The organism is Nosocomiicoccus sp. HMSC09A07 (assembly GCF_001808485.1).
Lineage (GTDB): Bacteria > Bacillota > Bacilli > Staphylococcales > Salinicoccaceae > Nosocomiicoccus > Nosocomiicoccus ampullae_A.
Genome location: NZ_KV793627.1, coordinates 191107 through 206939, shown reverse-complemented (window position 1 = coordinate 206939; position 15833 = coordinate 191107). Strand labels below are relative to the sequence as shown.

The 15833-nt window shown below is 35.2% G+C and carries 16 protein-coding genes; 4 read left to right on the top strand and 12 right to left on the bottom strand.

Annotated features, from left to right (window positions below; translation table 11 throughout):
• The coding region (locus HMPREF3177_RS08345; RefSeq protein WP_168161297.1) for an IS3 family transposase at window positions 1-271 on the top strand (271 nt) is incomplete at its 5' end.
• Between the two features lie 29 nt (window positions 272-300).
• Here the strand turns inward: HMPREF3177_RS08345 and HMPREF3177_RS01825 are convergent.
• Window positions 301-1176: a CvfB family protein gene (locus tag HMPREF3177_RS01825; protein ID WP_070456600.1), complete on the bottom strand. Its 876-nt coding sequence runs from the start codon at window positions 1174-1176 to the stop codon at window positions 301-303.
• An 85-nt stretch (window positions 1177-1261) separates the two neighbouring features.
• Between HMPREF3177_RS01825 and HMPREF3177_RS01820 the strand changes: the two genes are divergently transcribed.
• On the top strand, window positions 1262-2869 hold the full coding sequence (locus HMPREF3177_RS01820; RefSeq protein ID WP_070456597.1) for an ABC-F family ATP-binding cassette domain-containing protein: 1608 nt from the start codon (window positions 1262-1264) through the stop codon (window positions 2867-2869).
• A gap of 56 nt (window positions 2870-2925) precedes the next feature.
• On the opposite strand, the gene HMPREF3177_RS01815 is transcribed toward HMPREF3177_RS01820, so the two are convergent.
• The gene (locus HMPREF3177_RS01815; protein ID WP_070456594.1) at window positions 2926-3126 is read right to left on the bottom strand and encodes a cold-shock protein; all 201 of its coding nucleotides are present in this window, start codon (window positions 3124-3126) and stop codon (window positions 2926-2928) included.
• Between the two features lie 106 nt (window positions 3127-3232).
• On the bottom strand, window positions 3233-3529 hold the full coding sequence (locus HMPREF3177_RS01810; RefSeq protein ID WP_068130041.1) for a DUF1033 family protein: 297 nt from the start codon (window positions 3527-3529) through the stop codon (window positions 3233-3235).
• Window positions 3530-3644: 115 nt separating this feature from the next.
• Here HMPREF3177_RS01810 and HMPREF3177_RS01805 point away from each other — a divergent pair, with 115 nt between their 5' ends.
• Together HMPREF3177_RS01805 and HMPREF3177_RS01800 are read left to right on the top strand one after the other, a co-directional pair.
• Complete coding sequence (locus HMPREF3177_RS01805) at window positions 3645-4361, top strand: 5-bromo-4-chloroindolyl phosphate hydrolysis family protein (protein WP_070456591.1); 717 nt, start codon at window positions 3645-3647, stop codon at window positions 4359-4361.
• Window positions 4348-5499, top strand: coding sequence for a toxic anion resistance protein (locus HMPREF3177_RS01800; RefSeq protein WP_070456588.1), 1152 nt, complete (start codon window positions 4348-4350; stop codon window positions 5497-5499). Before HMPREF3177_RS01805 ends, HMPREF3177_RS01800 begins: the two co-directional genes overlap by 14 nt.
• Window positions 5500-5529: 30 nt before the next feature.
• Here HMPREF3177_RS01800 and brnQ read toward each other — a convergent pair whose 3' ends face one another.
• The 9 genes from brnQ to HMPREF3177_RS01755 all read right to left on the bottom strand — a co-directional run bounded on the left by brnQ (window position 5530) and on the right by HMPREF3177_RS01755 (window position 15818).
• Window positions 5530-6867, bottom strand: coding sequence for a branched-chain amino acid transport system II carrier protein (gene brnQ / locus HMPREF3177_RS01795; protein ID WP_070456585.1), 1338 nt, complete (start codon window positions 6865-6867; stop codon window positions 5530-5532).
• Between the two features lie 134 nt (window positions 6868-7001).
• Window positions 7002-7202, bottom strand: a complete 201-nt coding sequence (locus tag HMPREF3177_RS01790; RefSeq protein WP_040928100.1) for a DUF6501 family protein — start codon at window positions 7200-7202, stop codon at window positions 7002-7004.
• A gap of 46 nt (window positions 7203-7248) precedes the next feature.
• Complete coding sequence (odhB, locus tag HMPREF3177_RS01785; protein ID WP_070456583.1) at window positions 7249-8475, bottom strand: 2-oxoglutarate dehydrogenase complex dihydrolipoyllysine-residue succinyltransferase; 1227 nt, start codon at window positions 8473-8475, stop codon at window positions 7249-7251.
• Window positions 8476-8491: 16 nt separating this feature from the next.
• Window positions 8492-11272 carry a 2-oxoglutarate dehydrogenase E1 component gene (locus HMPREF3177_RS01780; protein WP_070456580.1) on the bottom strand — a complete coding sequence of 927 codons (2781 nt, stop codon included), beginning with the start codon at window positions 11270-11272 and terminating at the stop codon, window positions 8492-8494.
• Window positions 11273-11367: 95 nt separating this feature from the next.
• A complete protein-coding gene (locus HMPREF3177_RS01775) occupies window positions 11368-12693 on the bottom strand; it encodes a sensor histidine kinase (RefSeq protein ID WP_246827349.1) in 1326 nt (441 codons plus the stop codon).
• Window positions 12694-12716: 23 nt separating this feature from the next.
• Window positions 12717-13385 (bottom strand): response regulator transcription factor, encoded by a 669-nt coding sequence (locus HMPREF3177_RS01770; protein WP_068130063.1) that lies wholly within the window; start codon window positions 13383-13385, stop codon window positions 12717-12719.
• Between the two features lie 97 nt (window positions 13386-13482).
• Entirely contained in the window at window positions 13483-14106 is a 624-nt protein-coding gene (locus tag HMPREF3177_RS01765; protein WP_083286822.1) for a GNAT family N-acetyltransferase, read from the bottom strand.
• Between the two features lie 21 nt (window positions 14107-14127).
• A complete protein-coding gene (locus HMPREF3177_RS01760) occupies window positions 14128-14745 on the bottom strand; it encodes a phosphatase PAP2 family protein (RefSeq protein ID WP_070456575.1) in 618 nt (205 codons plus the stop codon).
• A 2-nt stretch (window positions 14746-14747) separates the two neighbouring features.
• A complete protein-coding gene (locus HMPREF3177_RS01755) occupies window positions 14748-15818 on the bottom strand; it encodes an undecaprenyldiphospho-muramoylpentapeptide beta-N-acetylglucosaminyltransferase (protein WP_070456572.1) in 1071 nt (356 codons plus the stop codon).
• Window positions 15819-15833 lie beyond the last annotated feature (15 nt).

Sequence of the window (15833 nt, the reverse complement as noted above, 5' to 3'; positions counted from 1 at the left end):
TCAGCATAGTAGTTGGGGAAATACCATAACAGAACATGGTGCAACAATGAGTATGTCACGTAAAGGAAATTGTTTAGATAACTCACCGATGGAGAATTTTTTCGGTTTATTAAAGCAAGAAATGTTTTATGGAGAAGTGTTCAAGACATATGAAGCATTAGAAATCGCAGTACATGAATATATTAGATACTATAATAAAGATAGAATTAAGCTAAAATTAAAAGGCATGTCTCCTGAAGAATTCAGGAAACATACCTTACAATCTGCTTAATTCCAAAAGTCCAACTTTTGGGTAGCACATCATTCGCGCTCTTTTTTAATGTATGCGCCTTTTTTATCTTGCGTAATTTTACCATCTTTCATTAAGCTACCTAATGCGCGCTTAAAGCTCGCTTTAGACATGTTAAATATTGATTTAATATCTTCTGGCGATGATTTATCGTTATAGACCATCGATCCGCCATTAAGAAGTAAATACTCGTAAATTTCATCAGCATCGGTATCTATCTTTTTGTAAGCTTTTTCGATAAATGAACCGTTCATTTCGTTATGCTCATTAAATCCAATGACTCTTACTTTTACAGCTTCACCGAGTCTTGGCTCTTCTTTTCGTTCTGATTCATGGACGAATACTTTGTATCCATCGTCAGCTAATAAGAATGTACCAACCTTTAATAAGCGGTAAGGTCTTGCGTTTAACCATGTGTTACGGTGCGTTTTAAACGCTTCTTCATCAAACGGTTGTGACATCTCTCTTGCTTCTGTCTCTGTAATTAATCGACCGTATATTTGGTTGTCACTTTCTACACGTAAAGTTGCCATCACTTTATCGCCAGGTTTTGGCCAAACTTTTTTAAGTTTTGGTAAATCTTCATAAGGGATTAAAAAATCTTTCGGTGCGTCGATATCGATGTACACACCGTCATACGTCACTTCACTCACTGGTACGAAATCAAATTTGTCTCGAGTAATTTTTGGAATGACTGGAGAAGCGAATAACTCTCCACGCGTATTTGGATATATGAATACCGCAACGTCCTGTCCGACTTCATACTCCTCTTGTTGTAATGATTTGTTCATACGAATTACTTCATCGTCTTCAGTTTTAAAGTATAACGTTGACCCCTCTACTCTATCTAACGTTAAAAATTGAGTCGTTCCTGATAATCTCTTCATAAAATCTCCTAATCGTCGTTATAATATATTAATCATAGCATATGTATAGTATAATTACGTGTAATAATAATTAAGGAGAATGCACATGTTACAAGTTAGTGATGTGAGTTTACAATTTGGAGATAGAAAATTATTTGAAGATGTAAACATAAAATTTACACCGGGTAACTGTTATGGACTTATTGGTGCAAACGGTGCAGGTAAATCGACGTTTTTAAAGATCTTATCTGGAGAAATCGATTCTCAAACGGGTCACGTAACGATGGGACCAAATGAACGTATGGCGTTTTTAAAACAAGACCATTATCAGTACGAGGATGAGACAGTTTTAGACGTTGTATTAATGGGACACGAAGAGTTATGGCAAATTGCAGAAGAGAAAAATGCGATTTACATGAAATCAGACTTTAATGATGAAGATGGTATGCGGGCAGCTGAGCTCGAAGCGTTATATGGTGAAAAAGGTGGGTATACTGCAGATAGTGATGCTGAAAACTTATTGCACGGTTTAGGTATTGATCAGGATCTCGTTAATAAAAAGATGTCTGAACTAGAAAACAGCCAAAAAGTAAAAGTATTACTCGCACAAAGTTTATTTGGTAACCCAGACGTGTTACTGCTCGACGAGCCGACGAACGGTTTAGATATTAAAGCGATCCAGTGGTTAGAAGAGTTTTTAATCAACTTTGAAAACACTGTAATCGTCGTATCACACGACCGTAACTTCTTAAATAACGTCTGTACACATATCGCAGACTTAGATTACGGTAAAATTCAAATTTACGTTGGGAACTATGACTTCTGGTATCAGTCAAGTAAACTGGCTAAAGAGTTAATGCAAGAACAAAACAAGAAAAAAGAAGAACGTATCGCTGAGTTAAAAGAGTTTATTGCGAGATTTAGTGCAAACGCTGCAAAATCGAAACAAGCGACGAGTCGTAAAAAGATGCTCGAAAAAATTGAACTCGATGATATTAAACCGTCAAGCAGACGTTATCCATACGTTGGATTCACGCCAGAAAGAGAAATTGGGAACGATCTTTTACAAGTTAAAAATTTATCACACTCTATTGATGGAACTGAAATTTTAAAAGATGTAAACTTTACAATTAACCCGAACGACAAAGCGGTTATCGTTGGAGATAGTGAAATTCAAAAGACAGTTCTACTCGACATTTTAGCAGGCGTCATTGAACCTGACGAAGGTGAAGTCATTTGGGGTGTAACGACGACACAGACGTATATGCCTAAAGATAATAGTGAGTACTTTGAAGGCGTAGAATTATCACTCGTTGACTGGCTAAGACAATACGCACCTGAAGACGAACAAACAGAAACGTTTTTACGTGGTTTCTTAGGACGTATGTTATTTAGCGGTGAAGAAGCAAAAAAACACGCACACGTTCTTTCAGGTGGAGAAAAAGTACGAGCAATGCTGTCTAAAATGATGTTATCTAAAGCGAACGTTTTACTACTCGATGAACCGACAAACCACTTAGACTTAGAAAGTATTCAAGCGGTGAACGATGGTCTCATTAAGTTTAAAGGATCGGTTTTATTTACATCACATGACTTTGAATTCATCAACACGATCGCAAACCGAGTCATTGAACTAAACGAAGTCGGAGCAATGACTAAAGAAACATCTTACGAAGAATACTTAATTGACAAAGGTATTTTAAACAAATATTAAACAAAAGAACCTCTACCAGTTGGTAGAGGTTCAATTTATATTGAAAGCTATTAGTATTATAATTTAACTACGTTTGTCGCTTGTGGACCACGGTCGCCTTCAACGATTTCGAATTCAACTGTTTGGCCTTCTTCAAGAGATTTGTAACCTTCCTCTTGAATTGCTGAGAAGTGTACGAATACGTCATCTTCTCCTTCGATTTCGATAAAGCCAAAACCTTTTTCAGCGTTGAACCATTTTACGTTACCTTGTTTCATTTAAAAAATCCTCCAAAAATATGTTCAATATTCAAATAAATATCGACAGTCATATTATATATCAATGAAAGCGTTTGTGTAAAGACCTACTTAAAAAGTGTAACATTTATTTCATTTCTAATATCGTATCATTTTCTAACGCGATTAAAGAGTGATATATTTGTACATCATCATCACAATCTTCGCAGTATTGAATCTCACAACAATTAAAAAATGCTGGGATATGATACTTTCCGATTTTTACGGATGTATATTTGTCCTGTAATAATTGATAGATTTCATCATATTTTATTTTCATCGTTGGATAATCATTAAATATGAACGACTCTGTAACATCATCCCTCCACTCTTCAAATAACCACCAACCTTCATAATCGGCTGTAATTATGACTATTTCATACATATGAACACCCCATTTTAAGTCAATGTTCTAGTGAGTTTATTATAGTCCTATTATTCGCAAATTCAAGGACAAAGACTTATAATTATAGTAAGAGATAAATGAATGGAGAAGTTTTATGAAGGATTACCTCACACATTTGTACGGCGTGTTGATTGCGAGTCCTGTTGCGCTTATTACGTGGCTAATGTCGTTAATGGTGTTCGATTTAGCGACTTTAACGTCAGCGATCGCAACGAGTGTTGCTGCACTCTTAACGTATGTTACAACACAGCAATTTACGTTACAAAAGTATTTAAACGAACACGAGCTTGCACGCAGTGAATATAAATATATAAAACAAGAGTTAAAGGTCGCTAAGGGAAAACAGAAGCGGCTTTTAAATAGCTTTAAAAAGATTAGAAATTTAAATGATATTAAACTTATCTTTGATATAAATAGAGTCGTACGCGCGATTATGAAACGTGTAGAAAACGAACCTAAACTATTTTATAATGGTTTACAATTCTTTCACTCTAATTTAGATTCAGCGGTAAACATGGTCGAAATATATTTAGACTTATATCGTTTACCAGGTAAAACGAAAGAAGAAAAAATTGAACTCAATACGGCAAGGTTACGCCTACTCGATTTAAAACGAAATTTAGAACTCGATTTATCAGAAATAAACAAACGAGATTATGAGCGGCTTAAAATAGAGCGTGATGTATTAAAACGCACCGAAGGAAATAATAGAAAAAGACAGTTAGAAATGAAGGAAGATGAACGCCTTCCTGACTTTTCAAAAGTGATTCAAGAGAAAGAAAAAGCAGGTGAATATATTGACAGAAAGTAATAAAAAAGATGAATTATTAAACAACCCTTTTCAACCCGTTACGGAGTTACAAAAAGAAGAACACTCACAAAATGTGACAACAACATTTAAAGATGATGAATTTACAGCAGAAGAATTAAAACAGATAGAAACGATCAAAAATCAAATACAACCACTCGACAACGATGCACTCATTTCATATGGTGCGAACGCTCAATCCCAACTGTCACAGTTTTCTCACGATATGTTAAATCAAGTACAATCTAAAGAGATAGGACCTGTTGGAGACTCTTTAAAACAGTTGATGAGTAAATTAAAAGAAATTGATCCAGAACAATTAACGAAGCAAAATAAGAATGTATTTCAGCGTATGTTTGGTAAAGTCAATCGATCAGTAAATGAATTACTCGCTAAACATAAAGGTGTTGCGAGTCAAGTAGATAGAATTAGTGTACAACTGGAAAACTCAAAAGATTTACTCGTTAGAGATGTTCAATTATTAGACAATCTCTATGAAGAAAATAAAGCGTATTTTGAAGCGCTAAACATTTATATACGTGCTGCAGAGCTTAAAAAGAATGAAATTGAGACAGAAACACTACCTGAGTTAAGACAGCGCGCAACAGCGTCTAACAATCAAATGGCAACGCAAGATGTAAACGATATGATTCAGTACATGAATCGATTAGATAAACGTATTCACGATCTTAAATTATCTCGACAAATTACGTTACAATCTGCGCCACAAATTCGTATGATTCAAAATATTAACCAGTCACTCGCTGAAAAAATTCAAAGTTCGATTTTAACATCTATCCCACTGTGGAAAAACCAAATGGCGATTGCGTTAACACTATTAAACCAAGAATCGGCGTCAAAAGCACAAAAAGCTGTAACGGACACGACGAATGAATTGTTAAGTAAAAATAGTGAGATGTTAAAACAAAACGCACTCATGACAGCAGAAGAAAACGAACGTGGTATCGTAGATATCGAAACGCTTAAATACACGCAAGAAAACCTACTTGAGACGATTGAAGAAACGTTACGCATTCAAACAGAAGGTAAAGCAAAACGTCAAGCTGCTGAAAAAGAATTACTTCAAATGGAAGAAGAACTTAAAACTCGCCTATTAGATATAAAAGATAGATACAAATAAAAGGAAAGGAGTCCCCTCCTTTCCTTTTTTCTATTCGTATACAATTTTTTCTTGTTTTGAACCGAGTATATATCCGATGATATAACCGATAACTAATAATGGAATCCATTCAAACTGTGTAGAGAATAATGGTAAACTTTCTAATACTTGAAGCGGTAGCTTTTCTAATGCTGCTACTCCAAAATATTCTGATCGATACACGACTGCAAGAATTGAAACAACCGAAATTAGGTATACTGGAACTTGCATTGAAAGCTTTGGTGATGGTACAAAATACGTGATAATTACTAACGCTACGACAGTCATTGCGATTGGATATAAGATCATAAGTACTGGAACTGACCCTTGGATAATTGTACTTAAACCTTGGTTAGCAAGTACTAATGATACGAGTGTCCAAATTGCTGCCCATGCTTTATAACTTAATTTAGGGATTAATTTATTGAAATACTCTGCAACTGCTACGATTAATCCGACACAAGTTGTTAAACAAGCAAGGAATACAATCGTTGCTAGTATAAATACTCCAAATCCTCCAAGAACATCTTCAGCTACAAACGTTAAAATATAAGTTCCTAAGTTTTGACCTTCAGGTAATGCTCCAGGTAAAGCAACTCTGTTACCAATCCATGCGAGTGATACATAAATCACTCCAAGTAATGATGCGGCAATGAGTGCAGATTTAATTGTTCCATTAAGTAAATCTTTTTTATCTGTGAATCCGAGTCCACGTATTGCATTTATAACGATTAAACTAAATACAAGTGCTGCAATTGCATCCATCGTTAAATAACCTTCTGTAAATCCTACTGAAAAGGCGTTCTTTTCTAAAAATGCACCAGCCGTTGGATTTGGCGTTAAACCTAAGTAGCTCACAATACCCATAACGACTAATAAAATAATAGTAATTAATAAAATAGGTGTTAATGCCTTACCAATAGTATCTACCAGATATCCTGGCTTTAAAACAATTAAGAAAACAATAACAAAATATAACACCGAGAAGATGAGTAAACTTAATGAGCTTGTACCACTTAAGTATGGTAATACTGACATTTCATACGCAGTTGTTGCCGTTCTCGGAATCGCAAAGAATGGTCCAATTGTTAAAAAGATAGCGACCATAAATACGACTGAGAACCACTTACTTATATGATTAAGTGACTCATCGTACCCACCTTTTGAAATGGCACCTGCAATTACTGCAATGAGTGGTAACCCTACTCCAGTAATTACAAATCCTAATATTCCAATCCAAAAGTGATCGCCGCTTTCATGTCCGATTGACGGTGGGAAAATTAAGTTTCCGGCCCCGAAGAACATCGCGAACAGCATGAATCCTACGACAAATACATATTTAGTATTCATTTCTAAACCTCCAAAAAATTAATTTATCTTTTTGCATAAACAACATATTACATGACTTAATTCATTATGTCTATATGTTTTTCGAATTATCAGAAAACTTTTTTAAAAAAATTAAGATGTGCTTAACGCACATCTTAAACTTCTTCAAAATATTCTTTATAATAGCCGCCGACTTTATTAGAATTATCGATGACAAACAAATATTCTTCAGTTTCATTAACGACTTTATACGTTTTACCAACTGTTAACATATCAGATACTTTAAACTTTTTTGCATCTGTATGAACGACTTTGACATCTTTAATATGATTATCTTTCCAAGTTTCGTGTAACATATATTCTCTCCTTAAAAAGAAAGAGGTGCATATTGCACCTCTTCTATTAACCTTCTAATAGTAAGTCTTCAGGGTTTTCAATTAATTCTTTAATTGTTTTTAAGAATCCAACAGACTCAGCACCATCAATGATACGGTGGTCGTAACTTAATGCGACATACATCATTGGACGAATTTCTACTTTACCATCTACTGCTACTGGACGTTGTTGAATCGTGTGCATACCTAAGATTGCAGCTTGAGTACCGTTAATAATCGGCGTAGACATTAATGAACCGAATACTCCACCATTTGTAATTGTGAATGATCCACCTGTCATTTCATCAAGCGTTAATTTCTTATCGCGTGCACGTGTCGCAACATCGATAATATCATTTTCAATTTCAGCAAAGTTTTTACGGTCACAATCTCTAATTACTGGTACAAGTAGTCCCTCATCAGTTGATACTGCAATCGCAATATCATAGAACTGTTTGTAAACTAAATCTTTACCGTCGATTTCAGCGTTAACTGCTGGATATTTTTTAAGTGCAGCGACTACAGCTTTTGTAAAGAATGACATGAAGCCAAGTTTCGTTCCGTCATTTCTTTCCATAAACTGATCTTTTTTACGTTTACGTAAATCCATAACAGCTGACATGTCGATTTCGTTAAACGTCGTTAACATTGCTGTAGATTGAGAAACTTCTAATAGACGATTTGCAATCGTTTGACGACGACGTGACATCTGTTCACGCACTACAGGTTTTTCAAAAGTAGCTTGTTCTTTAGCTTCTGGTTTTGCTTGTTCTGCCTTAGGTGCTTCTTTAGGTGCGTTGATATGATTATTAACGTCATGTGAACGTACTAGACCTCTTGGATCTGCAGCGTTAATGTCAGCTAAGTCGATGCCTTTTTCACGTGCTAATTTACGCGCTGAAGGCGTTGCAACGATTTGTGAATCTTCTTTAGATTCAACTATTGTTTCTTCTTTAACTTCTTCTTTTTTCTCTTCTTTAGCTTCTTCTGCTTTACTGTCTTCTGCTTTAGGTGCACCACTGCCTTCACCAACTACAGCAACAACTTGTCCGACTTCAACAGTGTCTCCTTCTTCAGCTTTCACTTCAGAAATTACACCATCTTCTTCACTGACAATTTCAACGTTGACTTTGTCAGTTTCAAGTTCTAAAACAGCTTCCCCTTTTTCAACACTGTCTCCAACTTTTTTAAACCAAGTCGCAATCGTACCTTCTGTAATCGATTCTGCGAGCTCTGGAACGATAATTTCACTCATTCTCTATCTTCTCCTCTTATTTCAATGCTTCTTTAATGATTCTATCTTGAATTAATTTATAAATACCTGCGTTTCCTTCTGCAGGAGATGCACTTTCGTTTCTTCCAACATAGCTTAAAGCGATTTTGTCATCGAGTAGATCGCGTAAGTACGGTTCTACGAAACGATATGAACCTTGGTTTTTAGGCTCCTCTTGTACAAATCTAACTTCTTCTAATTTTGGTAGAGTACTTAGAACTTCTTTAATTTCTTCCTCTGGGAATGGATATAGTTGCTCTAATTTAATTAATAACTTAGAAGTGTCTTCTTCTTTTTTAAGATTTTCTTCTAGTTCAACTGCTACTTTACCACTAGCGATTAAAACCGTTTTAACTGATTTAGGCTGTTCGTTATTATAAATGATTTCTTTAAATGTACCATTTACAAACTCTGAAACTGGTCTAGATGCTGTTTGGTTTCTTAGTAAACTTTTCGGTGAAGTAAGTACTAATGGACGCATTAAATCAGTGTTTAAGTTTTGTGCTTGTCGTCTTAATAGATGGAAGTAGTTCGCACTTGATGATAAGTTCGCCACGATCATGTTGTTTTCTGCACATAACTGTAAGAATCTTTCAATTCTTGCACTTGAGTGTTCAGGACCTTGTCCTTCTTGTGCATGAGGAAGTAACATCGTTAAGCCTGTCGTTTCTCCCCATTTAGAATGCGCTGCAGAAATAAACGTATCAATGATTGGCTGTGCCATGTTTACGAAGTCACCGTATTGTGCTTCCCAAATTGTTAAGACGTCTTTATTTTGAACGTTATAACCATATTCATATGCTAATGCTGCAAGTTCTGATAACGGTGAGTTATAAATATCAAATGATGCTTTCGCGTCACTAATATTTTTTAACGGTGTATATTTTTCTCCGCTTTCAGGATCATGTAACACAGCGTTACGGTGTGCGAACGTACCACGTTCTGCATCTTCACCTGTAAAGCGAATTGGTGTACCGTCTTGAAGTAATGTAGCAAACGCAAGTGCTTCAGCGTGACCCCAGTCGATACCAGCTGAGTCATCTTCAAATGCTAACTTTCTTCTTTCTAAAACTTTAGAAAGTCGTTTGAATACTTCAAAATCACCGTTATAAGTTAATAATTCTTCAGTAATTTTTTCTAAACGTTCTTTCGTAATCGTTTCGTCAGCTTCGTTTTTCTGTTTACCGAACACGAATTCAGGATGTTCGATTTCACCACTTACAATCGTATCGTTTTTATCGATTTTATCGTGTGCTGAACGAATTTCTTTTTCAACATTATCAATAATTTCTGATTTTTGGTCTTTAGAAATTACTGATTCCTCAACTAATTGATCACCATATAAGTGTTCAATTGTTGGATAGTTTTTAATTTCATTGTAAAGCATTGGGTTCGTTGTCATTGGTTCATCCATTTCGTTATGCCCCATACGACGGTATCCGATGAGGTCGATAACGATATCACGGTTGAATGTTTGACGGTATTCAAATGCTAGTTCAATTGCTTTTAATACATATTCTGGTTTGTCGTTGTTAACGTGTAATACAGGGATATCAAATCCTTTTGCGATATCACTTGAGTAAAGCGTTGAACGACCGTCCCATTCTTCTGTTGTGAATCCGATACGGTTATTCGTAATGATGTGAATAGAACCACCGACAGTGTAACCATTTAGGTCACTCATGTTCATTGCTTCAGGGTTTACACCTTGAGCTGGAAACGCAGCGTCTCCATGAACAACTACTGCAAATGATGCATTTTTGTCTTGTACACTTTCGCCGGCTACATCGTTTTGTTCTTGTGCTGCACGTGTTTTACCTTGTACGACAGGTCCAACGATTTCTAAGTGAGACGGGTTATTAGCAAGTGTAACTGTTTGCTCAAGATCGTTATCATTTAATGTTTTAACCCCACCGAGGTGATATTTAACGTCTCCCATCCAACCGTTAGTAATTGCTAGAGATTCATCAGTTGGTAAGAATTTCATAGCGTCCGTTGACATGAATTCACTTAACATCATTTCGTATGGTTTTTGTAATACGTGAGTTAAGACGTTTAGGCGTCCACGGTGTGCCATCCCAATTTGAAGGTGTTGTAATTTATCTTCGGCCATTTTCTTAAGTAGATGATTTAACATCGGTACTAAAGAGTCTACACCTTCAATAGAGAAACGTTTTGCTCCTACGAAGTTTTTTTGTAAATATTTTTCGAAACCTTCAACTTTTGATAATTCTTTAAATAGTGCTATTTTTTGATCGTTATCATAATTCGGTTGCCCTTTTGTTTCTGTATACTTTTTGAACCATTCTCTTTCTTCTTCGTTGTTAATGTGTGAGAATTCAAAAGATAATGGTGAAGTATACGTATCTTTTAAATGATGAATCGCATCGAGTGCATTATCAAAAGTATCTACTAAATATGGACTAATCGTTTCAACAGAAACGTTTTTAAGATCCTCTTCAGTAAATCCATAACTTTCAAAACTGAAATCAGGTTTGTTTTTAATTTCAGGAGGATACACCGGATAAACGTCAGCCACTAAATGACCGTAAGTACGAATATCAGTTACCCACTTAATAATGTTCTCTAATTTGCTACTTGAGCTACCTGTTCTCGGAGCGCTAAATTGAGTATCATTGTTTAAAATTGACTCAAATAAAATTTGCATCTCCTCAGAAACACTATTCGGGTCCTCTAAATACATATCGTAGTATTCTAAGATTAACCCAAGGTTTGTTCCGAAACTAACAGGCGCGTGATCATACGCCTTCTCTTTCATATAAGACACCTCTTCTGTGTATTTGTTACTCGCTATAAGTTTACCATTTTAAAGCTATTCTTTAAAGTAAATGACCTGTCTTAAGCGATATAATTTTACTTTAAAGGAAATTCAATATGAATTGTCGTTCCTTCATTAATTTTACTTGTGATATACACGTTTCCACCGTTTGCTTCAATAATTTTTTTAGCAATCGATAATCCAAGTCCATTACCACCGAGTTCACGACTTCTTGATTTATCGACTCTATAAAAACGGTCGAAGACTTTATTGACCTCTTCTTTAGGAATCCCGACTCCTTTGTCAGATATTTCAATTTTAATTTTATTACTCATTTGTTTAGATACGATATGAATTGATTTATTTTTATTATCGTATTTTACGGCATTATCTAGGAAGATAACGAGTATTTGTTCAAACTGATGCTGACTTATAGCGTAATATAAATCATCTTTTAAATCAGTAGTAAATGTATAAGACGGATGAAGTTGCCTCATCGCATTGACGCGACTTATAATTTCATTGTTTAAATCAATTGGCTCAAGGACGAGTTTTTGTTTGTTTTCATTTTTTGTTAACTCTAACAATTCTTCAATTAATTTAGTAATACGCCCCATCTCATCGATAGAAATTTGAAGTGACTCTTCAAGTACCGCTTTATCATTTTTACCCCATCGGTTTATTAAATTTAAATGCCCTTGAACGATCTGTAGAGGCGTACGTAGTTCATGTGATGCATCTTCTACAAATTGCTTTTGCTGATTAAATGACTCTTCAAGTGTATCCATCATTTTGTTAAATGAAACAACCATGTAATCAATTTCTGATAAATTCGTTCGTAAATCGAGACGTTCAGAAAACCCATTATTTTCAACGTACTGAAGTTGCTTTGTAAATCGGTATATTGGACGTACCATTTGTCCAGAAATAAAGTAACTAATGACAGATGTCACGGATATCGACATAAATGCGATAATCGTTGCGATAATAATTATCATTTGTAAAATTGTATAATACTCTTGCATCGGGTGAATGATTGCAATATATCCATTCCAATATTCTGATTCTATCATGACAGTTTTTACGATATATTTTTTGTCATTGATTTCCATCGGATAAAAATCCGGGTTAATAATTTGTTCACGTGGTACATTATAAGACTGATCCTTACTCGGCCAACGGTACACTTCTTCACCGCTCATCGTAAAGAGTACAAATTTTTGATTATCATAAAGACTCGTATAAATATCGCGTTCAGTAATCGCGTTGATCGGTGTCGTTGAATACAAAGAATGTAATTCAACAGCACTTCTATCAGCTGCACGGTACTGTAAATCTTTTAAATATATACTCGTTGCATAAATTAAGAACGTACTGAACATAATAAAAGAACCCGTGATTATCAAAATTGCTAACCGCATCCACCTTGATCTTAGAGAGGTTTTCATTCTCGAATCACATACCCAACACCCCGAACAGTTTCGATAATTTTATCGAGGTCATATTGTTTGAGCTTATTTCGTAAATAACGAATGTAAACGTCAACGACGTTAGTTTCAACTTCGTTATCGTATCCCCAAATTTGATCTAGAATCGTCTCACGTTTTAATACAATATTCTCGTTTTCAATGAGTAATCGTAATAATTCGAATTCTGTTTTTGTTAAGTCTAGTTCTGTTTCATTGACGAGTACTTTATATGCTGATAAATCAATTGTTATACCGTTTGATTCTAATATATTCGACTCGTGTACTTTTCTGCGTCTCATAATGACGCGAATGCGTGCGAGTAGCTCTTCAATTTCAAATGGTTTAACGATATAATCGTCTGCGCCATAATCTAAGCCAATTACCTTTTCATATGTTGTATCTTTTGCTGTAATCATAATAATTGGTGTGTCTTTTTCTTTTCTAATTTTACGACATACTTCTAATCCATTTAACTCTGGCAACATTAAATCGAGTAATATACAGTCGTAATCTTTGTCTAAAGCATGTTCTAGCCCACTTAATCCGTCGAACGTTACTTCTACGTCATAGCCTTCATAAGTGAGTTCAAGCTCTAGAAAACGTGCTAAATTTTGTTCATCTTCGACAACTAAAATGTTTGGCATCGTCTCACCTCAAGTTAACTATATCATTTTGAATATTATCTCTAAAATTATCATAAAAAATACTCCGATTAAAGCAAAAACTTTAACCGGAGTTCTATTACACACCAGAAACTTTACCTGGAGTATCATTACTATAGCTTTGTTGTCGTATGATTAAGTTCTTTTTCACTTCTGGCCATTCATCATCAATTATTGAATATACGACTAAGTTTCTAGGTATGCCATGGAGTGCACGTTCTTTTCTTAAAACTCCTTCTTTTGTAAATCCGAGTCTCTCGATTGCTTTATTTGAACGCACATTTCTTTCATCAGCACGAATTTGAACACGCATCATACCCATTACTTCAAAACAAAATTCGAGCAGTAAAAACTTTGAGTCAGAGTTGACAAAAGTACGTTGTGCACTCGTTCCAAACCAACTCGCGCCAATTTCACAACTTTGTCGTTCATAGTCGATATGCTGAATTCTTGTACTACCGAGCACTTCATCTGTTGATTTTAAAATGACGACAAACGGAATTGCCTGCATGTTATTGCGTGAATCTATTGCACTTGAGACCCATTCAGTCATCTGCTCTTCAGTGATAGCTTGATATAACATATACGTCCATATACTTTCATGGTTTACCTTTTGTAAATCTTTTGCGTGGGACAACTGCATCGGAATTAATTTAATTCTGTCATTCTCAAGAGTGATTGATTCATATAAATGAGTAATCAATAGATCCACCTACTTCATGAATTATTTTATATCTTTAAATTTTCCATGGAATATCCATGATACTAAAGAAACTGTCGCTGTTCCGATTGCCATGCCTGCGAGAACGTCTGTTGGAAAATGGACGCCGAGATATACGCGTGACGAGCAAATAAGTAAAATTGCGACAGCACAAAGTGCATACAGTACAGCTTTATGATTTAAATTCGTATGTTTTATTAACACCATCAAACTTCCGAAAAATATGGTCGAACCGAGACTGTGTCCACTTGGAAAACTAAATCCACCAATTTCAATTAAGCGTAAAAACGCCGGACGCTCTCTGTCGAATGAATGTTTCAGAACAGGAATTAAAATGCTAGACATTAACATTGAGACGACCAAAAACAATGCGTGAATGTTCATTCTGTATAACAGTAAAATCGCAATGACAATGATTGAGAGAATAATCATTGAGATAACTTCACCGAGTTGAGTGACCCCTAAAAATAATGCAGTTGTTAAAAAACTTTCTGACGCATAGATAAACTCATACACTTCGCGGTCGATAAAACGACCGACACGTGACTCGTGAAACACTGCAATCACGCCAAATATTAGAGTAAATACGATAAACAGTGATATTTTTTTAGCACGACTCATATTTACTCCTCCTTAAGTAGATGTTCTGTTAAACGTTTTGGCGTCATACCAGCATTAAATGTCTCCATATTTTTAATGTATTCTAGTTTATTATTTTCGATTTTCATAATATTGTCAATGATTCGTTTTGGAGTTATAGATTCATCTTCGATCGTTTCAGCATATCCCTTACTTTTAAAGTACTCAGCGTTTTCGATTTGATCTCCGCGGCTTTGAGATAACGGTAATGGGATTAAAAGCATCGGTTGCTTAAGGAGTAGTAATTCGTAAATAACGTTTGCACCACTTCGTGAAATAACGACGTCGGACATTTTATAAAAATGCGCGAGCTCATGTTGAACGAATTCATATTGACGATAGTTAGGATGCTTAATATCTTCACGTATATTATCTGGCCCTGTTATATGAATGACTTGGTATTGGTCTACAAAAGTATCTATATGGTTATGCACTAAATCGTTTATAGATTTTGCCCCTAAACTCCCTCCGATAAACATAATTGTCGGTTTATTCGGATCTAGTCCAGTAATGTTCTCTGCAATCTCTTTACTACCATGTAGCAATTCTTCACGAATAACAGGTCCTACATAGTCAGATTTACTTGAATCGACAAAGTTTAACGTTTTTTCAAAAGTGACAAATATCTTTTTAGCAAATTTACCAGCAATTTTATTCGCTAGTCCTGGAGAAATATCTGACTCGTGAATATAGACAGGTATATTCAAACTTTTAGCTGCGAGTACAACTGGTACTGACACGAAACCACCTTTTGAAAAGACGAATTTCGGCTTTAACTTTTTTAATATACGTCTCGCATCAAAGATGCCTTTTGTCACCTTAAATACATCTTTAATATTTTCAAATGATAAATAGCGTCGTAACTTACCACTTGAAATACTGTAGTATTCGATACCAGATTTTTCGATAATTTCTTTTTCTATACCTCTTTTAGAACCGATGTAATATGGCTTCACGTTTTCATTTAACAGCTCTGGAGCGATTAACGTATTTAACATGACGTGACCGATTGTTCCTCCACCTGTTAATACGACTACATCATCATTTAATTTCATATGTATCCTCTTTCT